The following is a 23906-nucleotide window of genomic DNA, read 5'->3' on the forward strand; positions in this document are numbered from 1 at the left end:
GCTTTGGCGGCGTCTACTCCGCCGCTTTTTCCCTCAAGTGCTGCGCATAGACGTTGATCACCAGCGCTGCCAGCAGGATCAGGCCGCGGATCAGGATCTTCAGGAAGCTGTCGATGTTGACGTGGTCGAGGCCGTTGTTGAGCACGCCGAGCACGAACAGCCCGACGATGGTGTTGCCGATGCCGCCGCGGCCGCCGAACAGGCTGGTGCCGCCGACGACGACGGCGGCGATGGAGTCGAGCAGATAGGTGTCGAACTCGTTCTGCTGCGCGCTGCCGAAATGGGCGACGCCGAGCATGCCGCCGATGCCGGAGCACACCGCCGAGATCACCATGACAGCGCCGAGGATGAGCTTGACGTTAAGGCCGGAATATTCGGCAGCCTCGCGATTTCCCCCGACCATGTAGACGTAGCGGCCGAAGCGCGTGTAGGTCAGCACCAGGTGGCCACCGAGCAGCATGATGGCGGCGACGATGACGATCCAGGGGATGCCGCCGATCGAGCCGGAACCGAGGGTCGTGATCAGGCTCGGCACCTTGTAGGCGATCTGGCCGCGCACCAGGAGCGCGGAGATGCCGGCCGCAATCTGCATCATCGCCAGGGTCATGATGAAGGAGGGGATGCCGATCACGGTCAGGCCAAGTGCATTGACGAGGCCGAGCAGGGCGCAGAGCAGGATCGACAGGATGATCGCGACCGCGCCGGGCAGGGGGACGTTGGCGATGTTGACGTAGGATTCCTGCAGCGTGAAGTAGGCGACCGCAATGCCCGTGACGTTGGCGATGCTGGCGATGGAGAGGTCGATCTCGGCGCACAGGATCACGAAGGTGAGCCCGACCGCGATGATGCCTGTGACAGACACCTGGGTCAGGATGTTGCCGAGATTGTCGAGCGTCGCGAAGGAGGGGCTGGCGAAGGCGAAGAAGGCGGTCAGGAAGATCAGCGTCAGGAAGGGGGCGATGTTGCGCATCTGCGAGCGCAGGAAGGGTGCAAGGCCCCGCGCCCTCCGTCCCGCCGCCAAAGCCGTCTCGCTGCTCATGTGCTTTCTCCGTCACGCCGCTTCCAACAGGCGGTCCTTGCTGACCGGCTCGTTCCTGAATTCCCGCACCAACGTGCCGCGCTTGAGCACGAGGATGCGGTCGGCCAGCGACAGCACCGTTTCCGGCTCGGTCGACAGCACGATGATGGCGAGCCCCCTGGCGCGGAGGTCGCGGACGATGTTGATGACGTCGTTCTTGGCGCCGACATCCATGCCGCGGGTCGGCTCGCACAGCACCAGGAGCTTGGGCGGATAGGTCAGCCATTTCGCCAGCGCGACCTTCTGCTGGTTGCCGCCCGAGAGCATGCCGAGATCGAGGCCGACCACCGGCGGCCGGATCTGCAATTGCTCGACCTGGCGCTTGGCGATGTCGCGCTCCCGCGCCGGCTTGAGCAGCAGGGCCGAGATGCGATCGAGAATGCTGATCGAGATGTTCTTGTAGACCGGCTCCTGGTGAAACAGCATGTCGCGCCGGCTCTCCGGCACCAGCGCCACGCCGGCGCGCCGCGCCGCCGCCGTGCTGGCGAAGGTCTTGGGCGTGCCCTCGACGGCAAGCGTGCCGCCGTCCGGTTTCAGCTTGCCGAACAGGATGCGCGACAGCTCCTGCTGGCCGCAGCCCATGAAGCCGTAGATGCCGAGCACCTCGCCGGCGCGCGCTTCGAACGAGATGTCCTGAAGGCTGCGGGACAGCGACAGCTGATCGACCTTGAGAACGACCTTGCTAGCGCTCGGCTGCGGCAGCATCAGATCGTCGGTGTAGCTATGCTCGAGCGCCTCGCCGCCGCGGCCGATCATGGCCTCGATCAGCGCGCCCTTGCTGGTCGCGGCGCTGGCCGTCTCTGCGACCTTCCGCCCGTTGCGGAACACGGTCACCGTGTCGGAGACGCGCAGGATATCCTCGATGAAATGCGAGATGAAGACGATCGCAGTGCCTTCCTCGCGCAGCCGCCGGAGCGTTGCGAACAGGCGCTCGACCTCGGGCGGGGAGAGGGCGGAGGTCGGCTCATCCAGGATGACGATGCGCGCGCCGGAGAACAGCACGCGCGCGATCTCGATCAGCTGCTGCAGCCCGATCGGGAGATCGCCGAGCCGCGCCATCGGGTCGACGTCGATGCCGAAACGGGCGAGCTGCTCGCCCGCTTCCCGCGCCATCCGCCGCCATTGCACGAGGCCGAGCCGGTTGGTCGGCTGGTTGCCCAGGAAGACGTTCTCCGCGACGGTGAGGTCGGGCGCAACGCTGAGCTCCTGATGCACCATGGCGATGCCGGCGGCGTGCGCATCGCGGGTCGAGCGGAAATGCATCTCCTTCCCGTCGACCAGGAAGCGGCCGGAGAATTCGGTGTGCACGCCGGCGATGATCTTCATCAGCGTGCTTTTCCCGGCGCCGTTCTCGCCGACGAGACCATGGATCTCGCCGGGATAGAGCGCGAAGTCGACACCACGAAGCGCTTCGACCCCGCCGAAGCTCTTCGTGATGCCCTGCAGTTCCAGGATGGGCTGTTGTCCCTCAGGCATGAAAGTTCACGTCTTGGAGGCTCAGATCAGGAAGTGATCCTGCATCCACTGCATGCCGGCGGCGTTGGCCTTGGTCACGACCGGGCCGTCGGTGACGACGTTCTTCGGGATTCCCTGTCCGCTCTTCTCGCCGCCGACCACGGCCGACACGCCTGCAATGATGGCGCCGCCATGGATGCGGCAGGAGGGATTGCGCACCGTGGCGAACATGCGGCCCTCGCTCACGGCCTGGATCGCCGGCGGCATGGCATCGACGCCGCCGATCAGGATGTTGGTGCGGCCCCGCGCCTTCATGATGTTGGCGGCGGCGAGTGCCATGTCGTCATTGTGGAAGAACGCGGCGTCGATCTGCGGGTATTTCGTCAGGTAGGTTTCCCAGAGGCGGGCGGTCTTGGAGACGTCCCAGTCGGCCGGCTGGGTGTCGAGCACCTCGATGCCGGGGAACTGCTTGACCACCGAGTTGAAGCCCTTGGCCCGTCCTTGCGCGCCGGTATGCCCGAGCGCGCCCTGCGTCATGATGATCTTGCCCTTGCCGCCCATGGCGTTGCACAGCGCCTGCGTCACCGAGGCGCCCATGAACTCGTTGTCGGGCGCGAGGAAGGAGTGGACGTTGATCTGGTCGAGCGGCGCGATCAGCGTGTCCATGTCGATCACGGGCGTGCCGGCGTCGATCATCTTCTGCACGGGCTGGGTGAGGGTGCCGATGCCGAAGGCCTGGATCGCGACGAAATCCCATTTCTGCGAGGCCATGTTGTCGATCGCCGCGCGCTGCTTCACCGCGTCGAGCTGGCCGTCGAACCAGGTGACTTCGACGTTGAACAGCTTGCCCCAGAATTCCGCGGCCTGCTTGCCTTGCGCGCACCATGTGGCCTGGAGGCCGGCATTGGAGAAGGCCGCCTTCAGCGGTTTCTCGCTGCGTCCGACCGCGGCTGCCAGTGCGGGGTTTATGCCCATGCTGCCGAGGATGGCAGTTGCGGCGCCGGCGGTCGCTGCCGCCTGAAGAAGATCGCGCCTCGTCGTCGAGAAATCTTTCGTCCCGGACATCGCTCGCTCCCATGTATATCTTGTCGTCGGCGCGTCATTGCTTGCGCGACCGATCTCCGAAAGTCTCTCACAAGAGTTGTTGGCACTCAATCTGCAATCAACCGCGAGATCGCAGCAAGCCAGTGTTGGTGCAGCGCAAAGCGTCGGGCCGGAGCGGCGGCGAATGCGTCGATATCCATGAGGCAGTGTATCCCAGGCCTGCGCGATCTCCGGCGTCCACTTATGTCAAGCAGATCGCGGAGCGTATCCCTGACGACGCGGGCGTGCCGTAAGCATCGTGCGAGGCGACCTCGCAGGCGATCAGCCGGAAATGCCCGCGGGGCGCTCAACGGCGAAGTCGAGGATCGCTTCGATCGTCTATGCGAGCGTCGATCCCTCGCCAACTCGCTGCCTTCGAGCGGAACATCGCTGCGTTTTCAGATGGAGCTCGAACAGACGTTGGTTAACGGGCGGCATGTGATCGCCGCGCGTGGTCTAGGATTGGATGAGAGGCCACGTTCATCGGCAGTTCAGCTGCGCGGGTAAAAAAAGAGCGGGGCCCTGGCCCCGCTCGAAAATTGTGTCGACCCTATTATCCCCGATTCTAAGATTTGCTCTTGATTGACGGGGCGACGCTGCGTTTTGCGCGCCAGGGGCTCCTCCCGAGACTTGGACCACCAGACTTCGACCTCGCGGCCAGCCTGAGCAAGGGGGATGCTAGATCAACTTTTCTCACTTGTCATCATTTTCGGCAACGAATGTTCAAAATTCGAGCAGTTAACGAAACGATCGAGATCAAATTCACCTAAATATATGACAAGTATAAGATATTTGTGGACAGACGGGGATGGTTGCCCTGCCTTAAATGGCGGACGGGCACCGGTGCTGGAGCGCGCCGACCACAGTCTTCGAGAAATTTGCGCTGGGCCAAGAAGGCGGCGGAACTGACCTCGACTCAGCCCTGACCGCAGTGTTTAGTTGGCTGACGAACGAATGGTTCGGCAGATGCGCGCACGGCTACAGAAATTCCTACCCATCGTCCTGCTCGCCCTGGTGATGCAGGTGCTGGCGCCGATTGCCGCGTGCTGGGCGGCCGGCCAGGCTATGGCCGATCCGCTGTCCGCCGCCGTCATCTGCCACAGCGCGGGCGAGCAGGGCGGCGGACTGAACGATCCGACCGGCTCGCCGACCGCGCATGCCGGCGCGTGCGCCCTTTGTTGCCTGGCCCAGGCCAACGCGACGCTCGATTCGCCGCCGCAGGTTGCGCTCGCCACTCCCTTGCGTCACCCCGAACGTGTCGTGTGGCTCGCCGCGGATGTGTCCGCCATCCCCGCTTACAAGGGCTCGAGCGCCCAAGCTCGCGCACCCCCTCGATTCTCCTGACGTAGCGACAAACCGAACCATTGGCGCGCGCCGTTGCCGTGCCGATGGCGTGTGCAATGGACCGGCCGACGTGCCGGATGTCAGGAATTCAAGAGATGTTACGCATTCGTGCGATCAGCCGCGCGAGCCTGCCCGTGCTTTGCGGGCTGGTGTCCTCGATCGGCTCGGACGCGCTGGCTCAGGGCGCCTCGGAAGCGCTTCCCGCGGTGACCGTTGAGGCGCCGCAGCCTTCGCGCCCCAAACCAATCACCCGGCCATCGCGACTGCGCTCAGCTTCGGCGGGACGCGCAGCCAGATCCGTTGCGCAGAACGCGACCGCCAGCGCGCCGGCCCAAAACCTGGTCGGGTCTGCCGGCGCAGCGCGGGCTGGACTCAATCAATCGCCGGCCGGCCAGACCGCGACGACCATCGATCGCAGCCAGTTCGACAATCGCCCCGCGTTTTCGGTCAGCGACGTCTTGCGCGACAGTCCGGGCATTTCGATCAAGCAGGGCAATGGCCCCCGTGATTTCGGAATCTCGATTCGCGGATCCAACGCCCGCAACGGCTTCGCCATCCGCAATCTCGTGATCTTCGACGACGGCTTCCCGGTGACGCAACCGGACGGCCTGTCGCGGAGCGACCTGATCGATCCCCACGCCTATGGCGCGATCGACGTGATCCGCGGCCCCTCCTCGGCGCTCTACGGCAACTACGCGACCGGGGGCGCGCTGAATTTCCGGACGAGGCCCGGCGGCACGATCGACGGCGTCGAATATGGCGTGGACGGCGGCAGCTACGGTTATCTCAACAACTACCTGGCCGCCGGCAAGAAGGTCGGGAATTTCGAGGGCTCGCTGTTCGCGAGCGACGTGCGGGGCGATGGCTATATCGGCAACAGCTGGTACAATACCCAGACCGTCAATTTCCTCGGCACGCTCAAGGCGACGCCGGACGACCGCTTCACGGTCAAGATCATCAACAATGACCTCAGCACGCGATTGCCGATCCGGCAGTCGCTGAACCAGTACGACGTCAATCCGTTCCAGCAGGGATGTGCTACTGGTGCCACCGCCGCGCCGGGATGCGGGACGGTCAGGCTGTTCAACAACGGCTTCAACGCAACTGCCGGAACCGACACGGAAACGGCCCTGCAGGCGGGCCTCGGCCGCAACGACCGGCGGACCATCGTCGGCGGCCGGTGGGAGCATGATTTCGACAACACGATGACGTGGCGCAACCAGTTCGTGTTCGACGACAGGAACATCAGCCAGCCGACTGGACAGACCAGCTCGATCGGAGATTTTCCGTCGTACAATTACATGAGCGATCTCACCAAGCGCGGCGAGATTCTCGGAATGGAGGCCACCGCGTTCTTCGGCGCCTTCTACAACACTCTGACGGCGTCGAGTGACACGCGAAATGTGATGCCGGGGGGCAATGCCACGCTCGGCAGGCTCTCGAGCAATCTCTTCAGCGAAACGATCAATTATGGTGTGCGTGCCAGGGAAGAGCTCAGGCTGACGACCTCGCTGACGGCGGTCGCCGGCATTGGTTGGGAGACCACGCTACTCAAGGGGACAAACACCGCGTATGCGTACGCGGGTCCCACCGGCATCACCACGACAACCCTGACGACCGCAGACCGGCAGTTTCAGAATGCCGCGCCGGAGTTGGCGCTGCTGTACAATCTCAACAACGAATGGCTCTTCCGCGGACGAGTTGCCACGGGATACGGCACTCCGCAGGTTTCGAACCTCTTCGTCCTTCCGACGGGTTTGTCCGGCAACAATACGCAGCTCCAAACCCAGAAGAATCTGGGTTACGACCTCGGTTTCGATTGGACGCCGAACAACACGCTCAAGCTCAGCGCGACCGGCTTCTACGAGTTCTTCCGCAACGAGATCGTCAGTCAGGCGACTCCGATTGCGGGCATATCCTATACGTTCAACGCGCCACGGTCGGAGCACCGCGGCATCGAGCTCGCCGTTGACTGGAAGTTCTATCCGGGCTGGCGGTTCACGGCGGCCTACACCTATCTCGACGAGGTCTACACCGAGTATGTCGAGAACATCACCAATGGGGCGGTGTTCAGCTTCAACCGGGCAGGCAACAAGATTCCCGGCATCTCCCCCAACGAGCTGACGGCGCGAATTGGATATGACGAGTTCGCCGGGCCGCTTGCAGGTCTCGGAGGCTTTGTCGAACTGCAGTGGAAGGACTCCTTCTACATGGACAATGCGAATCTGCTGAAGGCACCCGGCTATGAGCTGGTCAATTTGAACGTTCACTACAAGACCGATCTGGTGTCGGACACCTTCAGATCGCTGAATCTGTTTCTCGAGGTCAGGAACGTATTCGACCGGACCTACATCGCTTCGGCAAACAACATCGCCAACACGGTGACGGCGGCCGGCCTTCAAAATCCTGCGAGTGTGCTCGCAAACACCACAGGATCGATCTATGCCGGCTCGCCGCGCGCCTTCGTTGCGGGTATGAAGGTGGCGTTCAAATGAACCGAGCTATTGAAGGGAGTAGGGCATTGATCCGAACTGGCCTGCTCGGGATCGTCGCTTTCGCCTTGCTGCAAGGTGCGGCGCTCGGACAGATGCGTGCTCCGCATGCGTCCGAAGCGGCGTGTGAGGAGCCGACGCTGCGCTGTGCAACCAAGGCGACGCCCGCATTCGCTCCGGACGGAACGCTGTGGCTGGTCTGGATGGCGGGAGGGCAGGTCTCGGTCGCGAGCTCGCAGGATGCGGGCCGCAATTTCTCGTTCCCCGTCCAGGTCACGACGAAGCGGCTGAACCTTGATTGGGGGCCGGATGCGCGGCCGAAGATCGTGGTCGCTCGCAAGGGCGGCATTGCCGTCGCGTTCTCGATCTTCAGGGACGAAGCCTTCAACGGCCAGGTGCTCTACACGCGTTCGACCGATGGCGGAAAGAGCTTCGCGGAGCTGAAACCCATCACCGCAAGCAATGAGAGCCAGCGTTTCGAAGCGCTGGCGCTCGATCAGGACGGATCGGTCTTTGCGGCCTGGCTCGACAAGCGCAATCGTGTTCCCGCAAGAGAGGCGGGACGGAAGTACGAGGGAGCAGCGCTGTTCTTTGCCTCGTCTCGCGATGGCGGCGCCACCTACACCGAGGCCCATCTCGCCCGGGACGGCACCTGCGAGTGCTGCCGGTTGGGAATAGCGTTCGCGGCCCCGGGACGGCCGGCCGTGATCTTCAGGAACATCTTCGAGGGGGGCGTGCGCGATCACGCGATCATGACGTTCACCGACGTCTCGACGCCAGGGGAAATCCATCGGGTCAGCAACGACGACTGGCAGATCAATGCCTGCCCGCACCACGGGCCCAGCCTCACCGTCGGGCAGAATGGAACCTATCACGTCGCCTGGTACACGAACGGGAAGGTGCGGAAGGGATTATTCTACGCGCACTCGCGCGACGAAGGTCGCACGTTTTCTGTGCCGATGGCGTTGGGGCGGCCGGATCGTAATCCGACGCGCCCCTTCGTGCTCGCGGGCCCGGCGGGGACGGTGATGGTGTGGAAGGAGTTCGATGGCGAGAAGACGACGGTCCAGATGACGATTTCTCACGACGATGGCGAGACCTGGTCGTCGCCGAAGGCGATATCGAGCACGACCGACACTTCCGACCATCCCTTACTCGTCTCCAATGGCGGACAGGTCTACCTGTCATGGATGACGAAAGCGGATGGGTACCGGCTTACGGCGATCGAGGAACAACGATGAGACGTCGATTTGCAGCTATTGTAGGTCTGGGTATCCTGATCGCATCGGCGCCTGCCCTCGGAGCGCCTCCGGGCCTCAAGCCGTTCGAACGCGGCACGTGGCAAGGCGTGCTGAGGGGGCATGCAGGTCGTCCCACGCTCGTGCATTTCTGGGGCGTGACCTGCGGGCCCTGCAAAGTCGAGCTGCCGCTGCTCGGGAAGTTTGCGAAGGACCATCCTGAAATCGATGTCGTCACGGTCAGCGCGGACCTCGTGCCGAACCTGCCGGCGGCGACGCAATCGATGCTCGACAAGGCGGGGCTGTCGTCGACCGAGAACTTCATCTTCAACGACGGCTTTGTCGAGCGCTTGCGGTTCGAGATCGATCCTGCCTGGCAGGGCGACATCCCCAGGACGATGCTCATCTCTCGGGACGGGAGCATCACGACGATCGAAGGCTCCGCCGAAATGTCCGACCTGGAGAAATGGTCGGCGCAGCAGCTCTCCAAACACTGAAATTCAATTTGCAAAGGAAATACCGATATGAAGACAAGGCTGAAAGATGTGCTGCTCGCTGCGTTCGCTCTTGCATTCTGCGCAGCGCCGGCGATCGCCGACGACGTCAAGGCCGGCGATCTCGTCATCTCGCAGGCGTGGAGCCGTGCGACGCCGGGCGGCGCCAAGGTCGCCGGCGGCTATCTGATCATCGAGAACAAGGGAACCGCCGCGGACAGGCTGGTCGGCGTGTCCGCCGATATCGCCGGCAAGGCCGAGATCCACGAGATGGCCATGGACAACGGCGTGATGAAGATGCGCCAGCTCGACAAGGGACTGGCGATCGATCCCGGCAAGACGGTGAAGCTCGCGCCCGGCGGCCATCACCTGATGCTCCAGGAGCTGAAGGGCCCGTTCAAGCAGGGCGACAAGGTGCCCGTGACGCTGCAATTCGAGAAGGCCGGCAAGGTCGCCGTCTCTCTCGACGTCCAGGGCGTCGGCGCGCAGGCGCCGGGCGATGCGGGGCACTCGGGTCACATGGACATGAAGAAAATGCCGGATCACTCGGGAATGAAGATGAAGTGAGACCGGTCTCTGCTCTCGGGAGACCGAGCATGTCGGCCGGCGCGGACGATTTCGTGCTTCAGCTCATGACCGGCGAGGGGACGCCGCTCGAGTCGAGTTACCCTTCGCCGGCCGCTGGCATGTGCGGATCGACGCGTTGGTGACTTACTTCGAGAGGATCGTGCTGGAAGATGAACTCGTGGTGGCGCCGCCCTAGGCTCGCCGACTTTGCAGGGCATGCTGCTGCTCAAGCCGAACCTGAAGTCGACGGAAAAATGACAGGAATTCCGCCGCGTTAGCGGCTTTTCCTCATTCCCGGTCTTGTGTTTTCGCTCCCAATCCGGTTTCACTGCGGGCGATCACTGATTCCCAGAGTATTACCATGCGGTTGTCGCGGTTCTTTCTGCCCATCCTGAAGGAAAATCCGAAAGAGGCGGAGATCGTCTCGCATCGGCTGATGCTGCGCGCCGGCATGATCCGGCAGGAGGCCGCCGGCATCTATGCCTGGCTGCCGCTCGGTTTCCGCGTGCTGAAGAAGATCGAGCAGATCGTGCGTGAGGAGCAGGACCGGTCCGGCGCGATCGAGGTATTGATGCCGACCTTGCAGCTCGCCGATCTCTGGCGCGAGAGCGGCCGCTACGATGCCTATGGCCCGGAGATGCTGCGTATCGCCGACCGCCACAAGCGCGAGCTGTTGTACGGGCCGACCAACGAGGAAATGATCACCGAGATCTTCCGCGCCTACGTGAAGTCCTACAAGAACCTGCCGCTCAATCTCTATCATATCCAATGGAAATTCCGCGACGAGCAGCGCCCGCGCTTCGGCGTGATGCGCGGCCGCGAGTTCCTGATGAAGGACGCCTATTCGTTCGACCTCAACGAGGGCGCGGCGCGCGTCGCCTACAACAAGATGTTCGTGGCCTATTTGCGCACCTTCGCGCGGATGGGGCTGAAGGCGATCCCGATGCGCGCCGAGACCGGCCCGATCGGCGGCGATCTCAGCCACGAGTTCATCGTGCTCGCCGAAACCGGCGAATCCGGCGTCTTCATCAATCGCGACGTGCTGGACCTGCCGGTGCCGGGCGAGGATGTCGATTATGACGGCGACCTGACGCCGATCATCAAGCAATGGACCTCGGTCTATGCGGCGACGGAGGACGTTCACGACGCCGCGCGCTTCGAACGGGAAGTGCCCGCGGACAAGCGGGTCAACACCCGCGGCATCGAGGTCGGGCAGATCTTCTATTTCGGCACCAAATATTCGGAGCCGATGAAGGCGCTGGTGGCAGGCCCCGACGGGGTCGACGTGCCGATCCATGGCGGCTCCTATGGCGTCGGTGTGTCGCGCCTGTTAGGTGCCATCATCGAGGCCTGCCATGACGATGCCGGGATCAAATGGCCGGAGGCCGTCGCGCCGTTCCGCGTGTCGATTCTCAACCTCAAGCAGGGCGATGCGGCCGTCGATGCGGCTTGCGAGAAGCTTTATGCCGAGCTCACGGCCAAGGGCGTCGACGTGCTCTACGACGACACCGATCAGCGCGCCGGCGCCAAGTTCGCCGCCGCCGACCTTATCGGCATTCCCTGGCAGATCATGATCGGGCCGAAGGGGCTCGCCGACGGCAAGGTCGAGATCAAACGACGCAGCGACGGCGCGCGCGAGACGATGTCGCCTGCCGACGCGGTCGCAAGACTTGTGGGCTGATAAGGCTGGTCGGCTGAATATTGTTCATCGCCCGAGATCGCGGCCGCCAATCCGGCCACAATTGACCCCGAATCATGGGATTATCGAGCGATGGATGAGACCATGACCGAAACCGTGCAAACTGCGCCTTTTGCGCCATTCGAGTGGATGCTGTCGGCGCGCTATCTGCGTGCGCGGCGGAAGGAGGGATTCATCTCGGTCATCGCCGGGTTCTCCTTTCTCGGCATCATGCTCGGCGTTGCGACGCTGATCATCGTGATGGCCGTGATGAACGGCTTCCGCAAAGAGCTGCTCGACAAGATCCTCGGCCTCAACGGCCACATCCTGGTCCAGCCACTGGAATCGCCGCTGACCGACTGGAAGGACGTCGCCGAGCGCATCAGCCAGGTCGAGGGCATCCGCCTCGCGGCGCCCGTCGTGGACGGTCAGGCGCTGGCGTCGTCGCCATGGAACGCCTCGGGCGTCCTGGTGCGGGGCATCCGTTCGGACGATCTCAACAACCTCACCTCGATCGCCAAGAACATCAAGCAGGGCTCGCTCGAAGGCTTCGATGACGGGCAAGGCGTCGCGATCGGCCGGCGCCTGGCCGACCAGCTGTCGCTGCATGCCGGCGACAGCGTGACGCTGGTGGCGCCGAAGGGCGCGGTCACGCCGATGGGCACGACGCCGCGGATCAAGCCGTACAAGATCGTCGCCGTGTTCGAGATCGGCATGTCCGAATACGATCTCGGCTTCGTGTTCATGCCGCTGGCCGAGGCGCAGGCCTATTTCAACCGCAGCAACGACGTGACCTCGATTGAGGTGTTCACCACCAACCCCGACAGGATCGGCGCCTTTCGCAAGGCGGTGACGGAGGCGGCGGGTCGGCCGGTATTCCTGGTCGACTGGCGGCAGCGCAACTCGACCTTCTTCAATGCGCTCCAGGTCGAGCGCAACGTGATGTTCCTGATCCTGACGATGATCGTGCTTGTCGCCGCGCTCAACATCGTCTCCGGCCTGATCATGCTGGTGAAGGACAAGGGCAGCGACATCGCGATCCTGCGCACGATGGGCGCCTCGCAGGGCTCGATCATGCGCATCTTCCTGATCACGGGCGCGTCGATCGGCGTGGTCGGCACGCTGGTCGGCTTCTGCGTTGGCCTCGTGATCTGCCTCAACATCGAATCGATCCGGCAATTCCTGTCCTGGTTGACCAGCACCGAATTGTTCTCGCCGGAACTCTACTTCCTGTCGAAGCTGCCCGCTGAAATCGACGTCGGCGAGACCACGGCGGTGGTCGTCATGGCGCTGACGCTGTCGTTCCTGGCGACGCTCTATCCGTCGTGGCGTGCCGCGCGCCTCGATCCCGTCGAAGCGCTGCGGTACGAGTGAGGGGCTGATGGAGCAGCAGCAGGGGGCGGAAGATGTACCGGTCATTTATCTCCACGAGATAAAACGGCAGTACCTGCAGGGCGAGGTGCCGCTGACGATCCTCGACGGCGCCAATCTGGCGCTGTGGGCAGGCCAGTCCGTTGCGCTGGTGGCGCCGTCGGGCTCGGGCAAGTCGACGCTGCTGCATATCGCGGGGCTGCTCGAAGCGCCCGATTCCGGCGAGGTCTATGTCTCGGGCGCGCCGACCTCGCAGCTGCCCGACATCGAGCGCACGCAGCTTCGCCGCACCGACATCGGCTTCGTCTACCAGTCGCACCGGCTGCTGCCGGAATTCTCGGCGCTCGAGAACGTCATGCTGCCGCAGATGATCCGCGGCCTGAAGAAATCCGAGAGCGTCAAGCGCGCCAAGGAGATCCTGGGCTATCTCGGCCTCGGCGACCGCATCACCCACCGCCCGGCCGAACTGTCCGGCGGCGAGCAGCAGCGTGTTGCGATCGCCCGTGCGGTCGCCAACGCGCCGCGCGTGCTGTTCGCGGACGAGCCGACCGGCAATCTCGACCCGCACACGGCGGATCACGTGTTTCAGGCGCTGATGCAGCTGGTGAAGGCGACGCGGGTGTCGATGCTGATCGCGACCCACAACATGGAGCTCGCCGGCCGCATGGACCGGCGAGTCTCGCTCTCGAATGGCCAGGTGGTCGAGCTCGACTAGCAAAACTGCGAAAACAACCCCATGCACAGTAGCCAAGTGCTTGGCGGGACTGATGAAAAGAATCGGCGACGGCGCTCGGCCGCCGCCCCAGGGCTCAAGGGCGGATCACGGTCATTTTGAACGGTCCGCCATTGGCCGCGGCGTGTTCTACCGCTTCATTCGCGTGGTCGAGGTCGAAGGCCGTCGCCTGATACTCCTCAAGCCTGAGCTGCCCCGCGCGTACCATCGCGATCAGGCGGCTCGCCGCATCCGGCGGGTACATCCAGACGCCGTGGATGCTGATGCAGTTGCGCATGATCCAGGGGTAGGGCAGCTCGAGGCCCGCGCCGCCCGCCATGCCGACGCCGCCCATCAGCACGACGCGGCCGTAAGCGCGCACCGTCATGACTGCCGCCCGCACGACGGTCGGGCTCACCGAAGGCGGCATGATGTCGAACACGCAGTCGATCGGGCCCGGCGCGGCGCGCCTCATGCTCTCGCGGTCGTCGTCCTCGTTACCAGTGAGCCTGACCGGCTTCACGCGGTCGCCGAAGCGGCGGACGAGGTCGTCGAGGATCTTTTCGTTGCGGCCCGGCGCCACCACGCAGGCCGCGCCCATCGCCAGCGCAACGGATACCGCAGCGCTGCCGAAATTGCCGGTGGCGCCGCTCACCAGCACCGTCTCGCCAGGCCGAAGATCTGCGGCGAGGAAGCCGCCATAGGGCACCAGCAGCGTGCCCAGCGCGCACCAGCGCGTCGCTTCCTCCGACGTGATCGCGCCGAGGCGTTTGACGTTCTCGGTCGGCAGGCGCATCTGGTCGGCGAAGGAGCCATGGCGAAAGTGCTTTTGCAGCAGCATGCCGCCGGGCCCGGCGGCGGTGAGGCCTTGCAGTGCGATATCGGGCGCAACGCAGTCGTCGCGCGAGCGCACCGTCGGGTCGCAGAACACCCAGTCGCCGACCGCAAGCCTGGTCGCGTCCGGACCGATCGCGCGGACCCGGCCGATGCCGCCGGGGCCCGGGACGATCGGCAGGTCGAGCGCATAATTGCGCGTCCCGTCGAGGACCTCGTTCATGTAGGACAGCACGCGCGTGGCGACGACGTCGACGATCACCTCGCCGGTGCCGATGGTTGGGTCCGGAACGTCCTCGATCACGAGCGGCGATCCAAAGGATTTGAGCACGGCAGCTTTCATGATGTTCACCTCAAGGTCGGGTAAAGCCCTATGCGCTGCCTTGGAGAGGACAGGAAGGCCTGGTATTATCCTAGTATTCGTTGGGCCCTCCATTGCAGGACACGCGTCATGGCCGATCCACGCCGGATTGAATTCGGCGATTTCCTGAGATCCCGCCGCGAAAAGCTGTCGCCGAAGACCGTCGGGCTTCCGATGGGCCGGCGCCGGCGTACCGCGGGGCTGCGCCGCGAGGAGGTTGCGCAGCTCGCCGGCATCGGCGTCGACTGGTACATCCGCCTCGAGCAGGGCCGCACGGTCAGCCCGTCCGTGACCACGATCGACGCACTGGCCCGCGCGCTGCGCCTCAGCAAGACCGAGCACGCGCACCTGAGGGCGCTTGCGCGCGACGGCGACAAGCGCCCGTTCACGCGCGAAATCGTGCCGCCGCCGATCCGGCGGATGATCGAGAGCCTGCACCAGCCGGCCTACATCACCGGGCGGCGCTGGGACGTGTTGGCCTGGAACGAGGCGGCCGAGGACGTCTTCGGCTTCGGGCGATTGCCGGAGCAGGATCGCAACACGCTGCTCCTCATGATGACCAACAAGCAGACGCGAAGATCCTACGGCGCCGGCTGGGCGGATGTCGCCAGGGCCATGGTGGCGATGTTTCGCGCGACCCACGACGTCTGGGCCGGCGATCCCGCCTTCACGGAGTTGCTCACGCGGCTGCGCCAGGGCAGTCCGGAATTCGTCAAATGGTGGGAAGCACACGATATCCGCAGCACCATCTCGGGCCGCAAGACCATGAACCATCCGACCAAAGGTGTGCTGCACTTCGAGCACACCAGCTTCCAGGCCAACGACGATCCCGCGCTGAAGCTCGTGATCTATACGCCGGTGTAGGACGGACACCGATTCAATAGAGCGTCTGTCTTCGAAGCCATTCAGGCTTTCGAATACGACCGCTGCAGATCTTGTTCCGAGCGCAATGAAGCGCCTTCAGCCCGATCCCAAGGGGCCGGGGAACCCAAATGTCACCGGAGGGTTATTTGGTCGGTCAATCGACATCGACGTCAGGTCGGGCTGCCCCGATCGAATTGAAGTGCGCAACGCGGAATACCGTTTCATCAGCCTATTGAGTGGAGGCAGGGAAGTGTCCGGGGAAGACCGATGACGACAGCGACCGGGCTGCCGTCGGCCGACCGCAATGCCGTCTTAGCTACCCTCGGCGACTACATTCGAGAGATCGGCAACCCCGACGATCTCGCCTATGCCGCGGCTGAGCTGCTTGGCCGCAGCCTCAATGTCAGCCGGGCAGGTTACGGCACGGTCGATACCTCCGCCGAAACCATCACGATCGCTCGCGACTGGAACGCTCCCGGGATCTCGAGCCTGGCCGGCGTGCTGCGCTTTCGCGACTATGGCAGTTACATCGAAGACTTGAAGCGGGGCGAAACGGTCGTCTGCGCCGATGCCGAGAAAGACCCTCGCGTCGGCGATCGTGCCCGTGCTCTCGAGGCGATCTCTGCACGTGCACTCGTCAACATGCCGATCTCGGAGCCCGACGGGGTTGTGGCGCTGTTGTACCTCAACAATGCCGCGCCGCGCGAATGGAGCCCTGATGAGCTGGACCTCATCCGCGATGTCGCCGAGCGCACGCGCACTGCGGTCGAACGCCGCCGTGCGGAAACGGCCGTGCGCGAAAACGAAGCCCGGCTGCTCTTCCTGGACGCCCTCAACAAGGAGACGGCCAAGGTCGGCGATGCCGATGGCGTGATGGCGGTGACGACGCGGATGGTCGGTGAGCATCTCCGCGTCTCGAACTGCGCCTATGCCGACATGGATCCTGATCAGGACGGCTTCACCATACGCGGGGACTGGGCAGCCCCCGGCGCGATGCACATCCTGGGGCACTATAGCCTTGCCGACTTCGGTGAGAAGGCGGTGCGAGAGCTGAGCGCCGGCAGGCCCCTTGTCATCAACGACAATCGGAAGGAGATCGCGCCGGAGGAAGCCGCCGCTTTCCAGCGCATCGGCATAGGTTCGACCATTTGCATGCCCTGGGTGAAGGAAGGGCGACTGACGGCCTTGATGGCGATACATCACCGGGGCCCGCATCTCTGGACGCCGCGAGAGCTTGCCTTGCTCACCGAGGTGACGGAGCGATCGTGGGCGCACATCGAGCGCGTCCGATCGGAGCAGGCAGCCCGGGAATCTGCCGAACGGCTGGTCCTCGCCAACAAGGCGGCGGGCATCGGCACCTGGGACTACGATCCGGTCAACGACATTCTCCGATGGGACAGCCGCTGCAAGGAGGTGTTCGGCCTCCCACCTGACGCCGATGTCAGCTATGAAGGATCATTCCTCAGGGGCATTCATCCCGAGGACCGGCAGCGCGCCCATGAGGCTGTATCGGCCGCCCTGAAACCTCCTTCTCCGGCGAGCTACAACATCGAATACCGAACCGTCGGGATCGAGGACGGCGTCGAGCGCTGGATCGCCGCAACTGGCCACGCAATTTTTTCCAACGGCGAGGCTACCCGCTTCATCGGGACCGTGCTGGATATCTCCGCGCAGAAGAAAACGGAACGTCATCTCAGGATACTCAACGATACAGGGGCATCGGTTGCCCGCGAACGCGATCTCGAGAAGATCGTTCAGATCGTGACGGATGCCGGCGTCGAGCTGACCGGCGCGCAATTCGGAGCCTTTTTCTACAACGTCGTGGCGGCGGACGGCGACAGCTACATGCTGTATGCGTTGTCCGGCGCGCCGCGATCCGCTTTCGAGAACTTTCCGATGCCGCGCAATACGGCCGTGTTCGAGCCGACGTTCAAGGGGACCGGCGTGGTGCGGTCGGAAGACATTCTGCAGGACCCGCGCTATGGCAACAACGCGCCGCGCAAAGGCATGCCCCAGGGGCATCTACCGGTCCGCTCCTACCTGGCGGTCCCCGTGATCTCGCGCAGCGGCGAAGTACTCGGTGGGCTCTTCTTCGGTCATGCGGAGGTAGGTCAATTCCACGAAGAGCATGAGGCCGCATTGCTAGGCATTGCCGGTCATGCCGCTACGGCCATCGACAACGCCCGGCTCTTGACCAGGCTCGAGGCGCTCAATGCCGAGCTTGAGCAGCGTGTCGCCGATGAGATCGGCGAGCGCATGAAGGCCGAGGAGCAATTGCGGCAATCGCAGAAGATGGAAGCCGTCGGGCAATTGACGGGAGGCATCGCCCACGACTTCAACAACATGCTGGCCGTGATACTGGGTAGCCTGAATCTTGCAAAGCGGCGGCTCAGCAAGGGCGAGGTCAACGTTGACCGCTTCCTCGAGGGTGCCATCGACGGCGCAAACCGTGCGGCGACCTTGACACAAAGGCTGCTCGCGTTCTCGCGTCAGCAGCCTCTTGCGCCGGAGGTCCTGGACATCAACAGGATGGTCGGCGAGATGAGCGAGTTGCTCGAGCGATCGCTTGGCGAACTGGTCCACCTTGAAACGGTCCTCGCTGCGGGTCTCTGGCGTGTCAAGGCCGACCCCGCCCAGCTGGAAAGCGCGGTCATCAATCTCGCAGTGAATGCGCGCGACGCGATGCCGAAAGGCGGCAGGCTGACGATCGAAACCAGCAACGCGTCGATAGATCGAAAATATGCCCGCGAATATGCACTGGCGCCCGGGCAGTATGTTCTCATTGCCGTGACGGACAACGGCACGGGAATTCCGGAGGACATGCTGGGAAAGGTCTTCGATCCGTTTTTCACGACCAAGGTCGTGGGCAAGGGCACCGGCCTTGGACTTAGTCAGGTCTACGGCTTCGTGCGGCAGTCGGGCGGCCATGTCAAAATTTACTCGGAAGTCGACGTTGGCACGACCGTGAAGATCTACCTTCCACGTTTTATCGGCGAGGAGGCAATCCCGGACTCGTCGCGCGGGGTCATCCATCCCGGCGCAAGCCATCAGAACGAGACGATTCTCGTCGTGGAAGACGACGAGCGCGTTCGCAGCATTTCATCCGAAAGCCTGCGCGAGCTCGGCTATACCGTCATCGAAGCTGCGAGCGCCATGGAGGCGATCAGGACGATCGAAAACGGCACCGTTCCGGATCTGCTGTTTACGGATGTCGTCATGCCCGAGATGACCGGCGCTGAACTCGCGGCACAATTGTCGAAACGACATCCCGGCCTGAAGGTGTTGTTTACCACCGGCTACACGCGCAATGCGATCGTTCACAACGGCATGCTCGACGCCGGCAAGCATCTGTTGTCGAAGCCCTTCGCGATCGAAGACCTGGCCGCCAAAATTCGCAATCTGCTCGACGAGTGTTGAGCACGTTGCCGCAGGGTGTTCACGTCTCCCGCGAGCGGGAGAGGGAGTGCACCTCCGTCGTTGCCGACGCGCGTTGATCACGTCAGTCGATCGATGATCTGAAGGAGCCGATCGCAGGACGCCTCGATCTTCTTAGGAGGAGACATTGCGACACCGAGCAACAGTCCTGGGCGCGCTGTGTCCTTCGACGCAGACCAGAGCGATAGCGGCGTAGGCGCGAGGCCAAGCGGTGCCGCTTCCCTGGCGATGGCCAGATCGGGTGCTCCCTCCGGCAACCGCAGGACCGCCGCCAATCCGGCAATCGCAACGTTGGCAGTGCGCGGGCGCAGGTATTTCAGCAAGCCATCGGCCTGTGCTGCGTAGACCCGTTTCGTGCGCCGAAGATGCCGCAGATAATGGCCGTCGCTGATGAAATCGGCCAGCGCGAGCTGCACCGCAGGTCCGGGCGCAGGCGCGAGGCACGCCGCAACTTCGGCAAATCGCGCCGCCAGAGCGGCGGGTGCAACCACAAAGCCCAGTCGCAGCGCAGGCGTCACGGTCTTGCTGAAAGAGCCGATGTAGATGACGCGGCCGGCGCGGTCGTGCGAGGCGAGTGCCGGTGTCGCCCGGCCCTTGAGCTGAAGCTCGCTCAGATAGTCATCCTCGATCACCCACGCCTTGCTTCGCGTGGCCCAGTCGAGCAGGCGTGAGCGTCTTGCCAGCGACAATGTCGCTCCGAGCGGCGCCTGCTGCCCTGGCGTCACGACCACCAGTGCCGCATCAGGAGCATGCTTCAGGCCGAAATCGACATCGATGCCGTCGGCGTCAACGGGGATCGGCACGATCGATGTTCGCGCGAGCTTGAGGCCGTGCCGGGTGAATGGAAAGCCCGGATCCTCCATCCAGGCCTTCTTCTGCTCGAGGCCGAGGACGCGGAGCGTCAGGCCAAGGCCGCCGCTGAAACCGCCGGTGATGATGATGTGGGAGGGCCCGCATTCGATCCCGCGCGCCAGCGCAAGGTAGGCCGCGATCTCGCGCCGCAACGCCGGCTCACCGCGCGGATCAGGATAGATCGCCGGCGCGCTCATCTCTATGCGGACCGCCTGCGCGCGCATCCGCGCCAGCAACGTCGCAGGAAGGGTCTCCCGCGCAGGCACGCCCATCTGGAAGATCGCCGGCCCGGCCGTGAGCTCCTGGTACATCTCCATGAACGAGCCTGGGGCCGGCGCCTTGTCCCGCCGCACCGGAAAGCGTGGCCGGTCCGCGACATGTGTTCCAGTCGCGCGCCTTGCGACGATCAGTTGGGCGGATGAGAGCTTTTCGTACGCGACTCGCACGGTGCCGCGCGCGACGCCGAGCTGGGCGGCCAGATCCTGCCAGGAGGGCAAGCGCGCGCCCGGGGCGAGCACGCCGCTCTCGATGGCGGCCCTGATTCCCCTGTGGATCTGCTCGGCCAACGGCGTCTTCGCAGATCGATCCAGCTCCAGGCGCAGCGGCTTGGTCATGCCTGCATGGTACACGATTTTTGCGCATTCTTGGTACTTTTTCGTAGACCAGAGCAGGGACACCTAAGGGGGGTAACGGGGAGTGTTCATCCCTCCGATCATCAAGGAGCAAGCAGATGAGTGAACGTCTCGACTACAACCACGTTGCACCGGCAGGCGCGAAGGCGCTGGGTGTTGTCTACGGCTATGTCATGCAAAGCGGGCTTCCCGCGACGCTGGTCACCCTGGTCTATCTCCGCGTGTCGCAGATCAACAACTGCGCCTATTGCCTCGACATGCATACGCGCGACCTGCTCAAGGCCGGCGTGAAGACCGAAAAGCTCGCGCTGGTCCAGGCGTGGGCGGAGGCCGGCAATCTCTTCGACGAACGCGAGCGCGCCGCCCTCGCATGGGCCGAGACGGTCACCCGCGTCGCCGAGACCAACGTTCCGGATGATGCCTATCGAGCCGCCCGCAAGATCTTCAATGAGCGCGAGCTCGTCGATCTCACGATCGCGATCAGCCTGATGAATGCGTACAATCGCATGTCGATCAGCTTCCGGAAAACGCCGCAGGCCGTGCTCGAGCGTGCCGCCTGACGGCGAATGGCATCAGCCGAAACAGAAAGCAGGAGCCTGAAAATGACGAGCGTGATCTCCGGCGTCAAAATTCCCGACAGTCAATTGGCGCGCGAGGCCGCCGAGCTCGTGCGCAGCTACGAAGGCGAGATGTTGTTCAACCATTCGGTTCGCGTCTACGTGTTCGGCGCGATCAAGGGGCTGCGTCAGAAGCTGAAGTTCGATCCCGAACTGCTGTATGTCGCGGCGCTGTTTCACGACCTCGGTCTCGTCGATCACTACCACACCGAGACCAAGCGGTTTGAGGTCGACGGCGCCGACGCCGCGCGCGACTTTCTGCGGGCCCGCGGCATTGCCGAGCCGCAAGCCGACCTGGTGTGGGAAGCGATCGCGCTACACACCACCCCCGGCATTCCGCAATATATGAGACCGGAGATCGCGCTCACCAACGCAGGCGTCCTGGTCGACGTCGTGGGCATCGGATATGACGAGTACACGCCGGAGCAGCGCGACCAGGTGATCTCCGCGTTCCCGCGCGGCGACTTCAAGAACGAATTCCTGAAGGTGCAGACCTGCTCAGCGCTGAAGAAACCGCAGACGACGTTCGGGACGGTCAACTTCGATTACATCGAAGATCACGATCCGGGCTTCCGCAAGCCGAACGCGTGCACGCGCATCCGCAGCACGCCCTGGCAGAGCTGAGGGGATGCAACGGGCTCCGTCACGGGATGCCCGGCATCAGCCGAACGGTTCTGATCATCCGGCGCGAGCGGCGGGGCGTCTCGGGTGGTGAGGGGACGCCGGTTTGCTCGGCGGAAAATACGGATTCACCACGCAACTCGCGGAGCGCCCGACGGCGAGATATCTGCACTGCTCGAGCGAGCCGTAGCGGCAATCGAAATAGCCGACGGGGCCGTAGATCTGCATGCAGACCGGATAGCTCGGATCGTAGGTCTGCGCGCGTGCAGGTCCGCCCGGGAGAAGCAGGCCTATGGCGGCGAGCGCGAGCCAGGCGCCGCGCATCTCAGCGCGGCAGGAAGTAGCCCGGCGTCTGTGCGCGCGGACGATTTTGATACGCGTATGGATCGTCGCTCTGTCCGACGAAATACGGATTGGCGATGCAGGTCAGCGCGCGACCGGATGCGCTCTCCTGACACTGCGCGTAGGTGTCGAACCTGCAATTGCTCAGTCCCGGCCATTCATCACCGGTGAGGCAGAATGGATGATTCTTGCCGAATGCGTGCGCCGGTGTGCTTGCACCCGATGCGAATGCAAATGTGACGAATGCGAGCGAAAATGTGGCGACAATAGGCAAGGGAACTCGACCGCGCATTTCGATTCTCCAATCACGCGAATGTGCGCGCGGCGTCGTTACGCGCACGTGCAGCTTATGTCCTCTAGTCGACATTGGAACTCGTGAAAACACTTGTTTCATAGGGTTTCCGCACACCCGCTGATAAACATTCGTTAACGAGCGAGGTCCTTTCGACTAAACTGTTGCGTCGCGGTTACAGCAATTCCGTCGTCCACTGCTAAGACATTGCGCACGGCCCGGGGGCCTACTGAAGAAACTGGAACGGGAATCAAATGAAGAAGAGTTTGTTGCTTGCCGCTGTCAGCCTCGTCGCGCTCAGCGCGGCTGCACCGGCGATGGCTGCTGACCTCGCGGCGCGGCCCTACACCAAAGCTCCGCCGGCGGCGATCGCTGCCGTTTACGACTGGAGCGGTTTCTACATCGGCGTCAACGGCGGTGGCGGTTCGGCGGATACGTCGTGGGACCTCGTCAACTTCGGTCCTGAAGGTTCGCACAACTCGACCGGCGGCACGGTCGGTGGCCAGATCGGCTACCGCTTTCAGACCGGCCAGTTCGTTTTCGGTGTGGAAGGCCAGGGCAACTGGGCCGACTTCTCCGGCGACAACATCAGCCTGATCGCCCCCGGCAATCGTAACCGGACCAAGATGGACGCATTTGGGCTCATCACCGGTCAGGTTGGCTATGCCTGGAACAACGTCCTGCTCTACGTGAAGGGCGGTGCGGCCGTCGTCAGCAACAAGTACGACGTCTACAGCGTTGCCACGGGTGCAAACATCGACAACGCGGACGAGACCCGCTGGGGCGGCACGGTTGGTGCAGGCCTGGAGTTCGGTTTCGCGCCGAACTGGACAGTCGGCGTCGAGTACAACCACATCTTCCTCGGCGACCAAAATGTCACCTTCGCCAGTGGTGCAGTCGACCGCATCAAGCAGGACGTCGACATGGGCCTCGTCCGCCTGAACTACAAGTTCGGCGGCCCGATGCTGGCCCGCTACTAAGACAGATCGCTCAACGCGAGCGGCTGACGAAAGCCCCGGCTTCGGCCGGGGCTTTTTTATTTTGTACATTCAGCGAGTTAACCATCCCGTTTCGCGCGGTCTCGGACCGCTTGACTCCCCTGAACAAAAGAAGAACAATGTTCTTCATACGTTCCAACAAGGGAGCAGGCCATGTTCAGGGTTTTCGTGGAAGAAGCCGCCGCACTGGCGTCTATCACGCTGTTCGTCGGGATGATCGCGATCTGGGCGCAGGTGATTCCGCAGCTCTAGGTCGTGGACTCAAACCGCATCCAGATTCGCGTTGAGGCAAGCAAGACGGCGGCAAGGAAGTTGCGGGCGGTCTTGTCATATCGTGTCGCGATACGGCGGAAATGCTTCAACTTGTTGAAGAAGCGCTCGATCAAATTGCGTTGGCGATAGAGGGCGGGATCGACCGAGCGCTGGACCTTGCGGTCGCGGCAGGTCGGGATATGAGCCCGCCCACCACGGCTTTCGACCAGGTCGATGAGAGCACGGGCATCATAGCCGCGATCGGCGACGAGATCGCGGCCGGGTTCGAGCGCT

At 63.6% G+C, this 23906-nt stretch carries 21 protein-coding genes; 13 read left to right on the top strand and 8 right to left on the bottom strand.

The window, feature by feature from the left end:
* Nucleotides 1–13: 13 nt before the first annotated feature.
* Genes H1B27_RS17175 through H1B27_RS17185 form a run of 3 tightly spaced genes read right to left on the bottom strand, consistent with a single transcriptional unit; the run spans nt 14 to nt 3598 of the window.
* The gene (locus H1B27_RS17175; RefSeq protein WP_197966840.1) at nt 14–1039 is read right to left on the bottom strand and encodes an ABC transporter permease; all 1026 of its coding nucleotides are present in this window, start codon (nt 1037–1039) and stop codon (nt 14–16) included.
* A gap of 12 nt (nt 1040–1051) precedes the next feature.
* Complete coding sequence (locus tag H1B27_RS17180; protein ID WP_061879538.1) at nt 1052–2554, bottom strand: sugar ABC transporter ATP-binding protein; 1503 nt, start codon at nt 2552–2554, stop codon at nt 1052–1054.
* A gap of 21 nt (nt 2555–2575) precedes the next feature.
* Nucleotides 2576–3598, bottom strand: coding sequence for a sugar ABC transporter substrate-binding protein (locus H1B27_RS17185; protein ID WP_028177658.1), 1023 nt, complete (start codon nt 3596–3598; stop codon nt 2576–2578).
* Between the two features lie 984 nt (nt 3599–4582).
* On the opposite strand from H1B27_RS17185, the gene H1B27_RS17190 reads away from it, so the two are divergent.
* From H1B27_RS17190 to H1B27_RS17225, 8 genes are all read left to right on the top strand, one after another.
* Nucleotides 4583–4960: a DUF2946 domain-containing protein gene (locus H1B27_RS17190; protein ID WP_197488716.1), complete on the top strand. Its 378-nt coding sequence runs from the start codon at nt 4583–4585 to the stop codon at nt 4958–4960.
* A gap of 95 nt (nt 4961–5055) precedes the next feature.
* Nucleotides 5056–7455, top strand: a complete 2400-nt coding sequence (locus H1B27_RS17195; protein ID WP_197966841.1) for a TonB-dependent receptor family protein — start codon at nt 5056–5058, stop codon at nt 7453–7455.
* 26 nt (nt 7456–7481) lie between these two features.
* Nucleotides 7482–8693 carry a sialidase family protein gene (locus H1B27_RS17200; protein WP_197966842.1) on the top strand — a complete coding sequence of 404 codons (1212 nt, stop codon included), beginning with the start codon at nt 7482–7484 and terminating at the stop codon, nt 8691–8693.
* Nucleotides 8690–9187, top strand: coding sequence for a TlpA family protein disulfide reductase (locus tag H1B27_RS17205; protein ID WP_061879534.1), 498 nt, complete (start codon nt 8690–8692; stop codon nt 9185–9187). Before H1B27_RS17200 ends, H1B27_RS17205 begins: the two co-directional genes overlap by 4 nt.
* 27 nt (nt 9188–9214) lie before the next feature.
* Nucleotides 9215–9751 carry a copper chaperone PCu(A)C gene (locus H1B27_RS17210; RefSeq protein WP_061879533.1) on the top strand — a complete coding sequence of 179 codons (537 nt, stop codon included), beginning with the start codon at nt 9215–9217 and terminating at the stop codon, nt 9749–9751.
* Between the two features lie 361 nt (nt 9752–10112).
* The gene (proS, locus tag H1B27_RS17215) at nt 10113–11432 is read left to right on the top strand and encodes a proline--tRNA ligase (RefSeq protein ID WP_197966843.1); all 1320 of its coding nucleotides are present in this window, start codon (nt 10113–10115) and stop codon (nt 11430–11432) included.
* Nucleotides 11433–11522: 90 nt separating this feature from the next.
* On the top strand, nt 11523–12803 hold the full coding sequence (locus tag H1B27_RS17220) for a lipoprotein-releasing ABC transporter permease subunit (protein WP_197966844.1): 1281 nt from the start codon (nt 11523–11525) through the stop codon (nt 12801–12803).
* 7 nt (nt 12804–12810) lie between these two features.
* Complete coding sequence (locus H1B27_RS17225) at nt 12811–13515, top strand: ABC transporter ATP-binding protein (RefSeq protein WP_061879531.1); 705 nt, start codon at nt 12811–12813, stop codon at nt 13513–13515.
* Between the two features lie 94 nt (nt 13516–13609).
* On the opposite strand, the gene H1B27_RS17230 is transcribed toward H1B27_RS17225, so the two are convergent.
* The gene (locus H1B27_RS17230; RefSeq protein WP_197966845.1) at nt 13610–14689 is read right to left on the bottom strand and encodes a zinc-binding dehydrogenase; all 1080 of its coding nucleotides are present in this window, start codon (nt 14687–14689) and stop codon (nt 13610–13612) included.
* 108 nt (nt 14690–14797) lie between these two features.
* Here H1B27_RS17230 and H1B27_RS17235 point away from each other — a divergent pair, with 108 nt between their 5' ends.
* Together H1B27_RS17235 and H1B27_RS17240 are read left to right on the top strand one after the other, a co-directional pair.
* A complete protein-coding gene (locus H1B27_RS17235) occupies nt 14798–15571 on the top strand; it encodes a helix-turn-helix transcriptional regulator (RefSeq protein ID WP_061879530.1) in 774 nt (257 codons plus the stop codon).
* A 267-nt stretch (nt 15572–15838) separates the two neighbouring features.
* Nucleotides 15839–18988 carry a GAF domain-containing hybrid sensor histidine kinase/response regulator gene (locus tag H1B27_RS17240; protein WP_197966846.1) on the top strand — a complete coding sequence of 1050 codons (3150 nt, stop codon included), beginning with the start codon at nt 15839–15841 and terminating at the stop codon, nt 18986–18988.
* A gap of 77 nt (nt 18989–19065) precedes the next feature.
* Here the strand turns inward: H1B27_RS17240 and pdxR are convergent, their stop codons facing one another.
* Complete coding sequence (pdxR, locus tag H1B27_RS17245) at nt 19066–20472, bottom strand: MocR-like pyridoxine biosynthesis transcription factor PdxR (protein ID WP_197966847.1); 1407 nt, start codon at nt 20470–20472, stop codon at nt 19066–19068.
* A 116-nt stretch (nt 20473–20588) separates the two neighbouring features.
* Between pdxR and H1B27_RS17250 the strand changes: the two genes are divergently transcribed.
* Together H1B27_RS17250 and H1B27_RS17255 are read left to right on the top strand one after the other, a co-directional pair.
* Nucleotides 20589–21050 carry a carboxymuconolactone decarboxylase family protein gene (locus H1B27_RS17250; protein ID WP_197966848.1) on the top strand — a complete coding sequence of 154 codons (462 nt, stop codon included), beginning with the start codon at nt 20589–20591 and terminating at the stop codon, nt 21048–21050.
* A 42-nt stretch (nt 21051–21092) separates the two neighbouring features.
* Nucleotides 21093–21731, top strand: a complete 639-nt coding sequence (locus H1B27_RS17255) for an HD domain-containing protein (protein WP_197966849.1) — start codon at nt 21093–21095, stop codon at nt 21729–21731.
* Between the two features lie 54 nt (nt 21732–21785).
* Here H1B27_RS17255 and H1B27_RS17260 read toward each other — a convergent pair whose 3' ends face one another.
* Nucleotides 21786–22052 carry a DUF3551 domain-containing protein gene (locus H1B27_RS17260; RefSeq protein WP_197966850.1) on the bottom strand — a complete coding sequence of 89 codons (267 nt, stop codon included), beginning with the start codon at nt 22050–22052 and terminating at the stop codon, nt 21786–21788.
* 1 nt (nt 22053) lies between these two features.
* Nucleotides 22054–22362: a DUF3551 domain-containing protein gene (locus H1B27_RS17265; protein WP_028177644.1), complete on the bottom strand. Its 309-nt coding sequence runs from the start codon at nt 22360–22362 to the stop codon at nt 22054–22056.
* Nucleotides 22363–22616: 254 nt separating this feature from the next.
* On the opposite strand from H1B27_RS17265, the gene H1B27_RS17270 reads away from it, so the two are divergent.
* Entirely contained in the window at nt 22617–23342 is a 726-nt protein-coding gene (locus H1B27_RS17270; protein WP_061879523.1) for an outer membrane protein, read from the top strand.
* A gap of 266 nt (nt 23343–23608) precedes the next feature.
* Here H1B27_RS17270 and H1B27_RS17275 read toward each other — a convergent pair.
* Nucleotides 23609–23906, bottom strand: a 298-nt coding sequence (locus tag H1B27_RS17275) for a transposase (RefSeq protein ID WP_197966642.1), incomplete at its 5' end; no start/stop codon positions are given.

This window comes from Bradyrhizobium diversitatis (genome assembly GCF_016031635.1).
Lineage (GTDB): Bacteria > Pseudomonadota > Alphaproteobacteria > Rhizobiales > Xanthobacteraceae > Bradyrhizobium > Bradyrhizobium diversitatis.

Bases quoted from the DNA above. Each gene is read 5' to 3' on its own strand.
- H1B27_RS17265 (WP_028177644.1), bottom strand. From the start codon at position 22,362: ATGCGCGGTCGAGTTCCCTTGCCTATTGTCGCCACATTTTCGCTCGCA.
- H1B27_RS17250 (WP_197966848.1), top strand. From the start codon at position 20,589: ATGAGTGAACGTCTCGACTACAACCACGTTGCACCGGCAGGCGCGAAG.
- H1B27_RS17175 (WP_197966840.1), bottom strand. From the start codon at position 1,039: ATGAGCAGCGAGACGGCTTTGGCGGCGGGACGGAGGGCGCGGGGCCTT.
- H1B27_RS17235 (WP_061879530.1), top strand. From the start codon at position 14,798: ATGGCCGATCCACGCCGGATTGAATTCGGCGATTTCCTGAGATCCCGC.
- H1B27_RS17185 (WP_028177658.1), bottom strand. From the start codon at position 3,598: ATGTCCGGGACGAAAGATTTCTCGACGACGAGGCGCGATCTTCTTCAG.
- H1B27_RS17260 (WP_197966850.1), bottom strand. From the start codon at position 22,052: ATGCGCGGCGCCTGGCTCGCGCTCGCCGCCATAGGCCTGCTTCTCCCG.
- H1B27_RS17205 (WP_061879534.1), top strand. From the start codon at position 8,690: ATGAGACGTCGATTTGCAGCTATTGTAGGTCTGGGTATCCTGATCGCA.
- H1B27_RS17240 (WP_197966846.1), top strand. From the start codon at position 15,839: ATGACGACAGCGACCGGGCTGCCGTCGGCCGACCGCAATGCCGTCTTA.
- H1B27_RS17180 (WP_061879538.1), bottom strand. From the start codon at position 2,554: ATGCCTGAGGGACAACAGCCCATCCTGGAACTGCAGGGCATCACGAAG.
- H1B27_RS17255 (WP_197966849.1), top strand. From the start codon at position 21,093: ATGACGAGCGTGATCTCCGGCGTCAAAATTCCCGACAGTCAATTGGCG.
- H1B27_RS17195 (WP_197966841.1), top strand. From the start codon at position 5,056: ATGTTACGCATTCGTGCGATCAGCCGCGCGAGCCTGCCCGTGCTTTGC.
- H1B27_RS17210 (WP_061879533.1), top strand. From the start codon at position 9,215: ATGAAGACAAGGCTGAAAGATGTGCTGCTCGCTGCGTTCGCTCTTGCA.
- H1B27_RS17220 (WP_197966844.1), top strand. From the start codon at position 11,523: ATGGATGAGACCATGACCGAAACCGTGCAAACTGCGCCTTTTGCGCCA.
- pdxR (WP_197966847.1), bottom strand. From the start codon at position 20,472: ATGACCAAGCCGCTGCGCCTGGAGCTGGATCGATCTGCGAAGACGCCG.
- H1B27_RS17225 (WP_061879531.1), top strand. From the start codon at position 12,811: ATGGAGCAGCAGCAGGGGGCGGAAGATGTACCGGTCATTTATCTCCAC.
- H1B27_RS17230 (WP_197966845.1), bottom strand. From the start codon at position 14,689: ATGAAAGCTGCCGTGCTCAAATCCTTTGGATCGCCGCTCGTGATCGAG.
- proS (WP_197966843.1), top strand. From the start codon at position 10,113: ATGCGGTTGTCGCGGTTCTTTCTGCCCATCCTGAAGGAAAATCCGAAA.
- H1B27_RS17270 (WP_061879523.1), top strand. From the start codon at position 22,617: ATGAAGAAGAGTTTGTTGCTTGCCGCTGTCAGCCTCGTCGCGCTCAGC.
- H1B27_RS17190 (WP_197488716.1), top strand. From the start codon at position 4,583: ATGCGCGCACGGCTACAGAAATTCCTACCCATCGTCCTGCTCGCCCTG.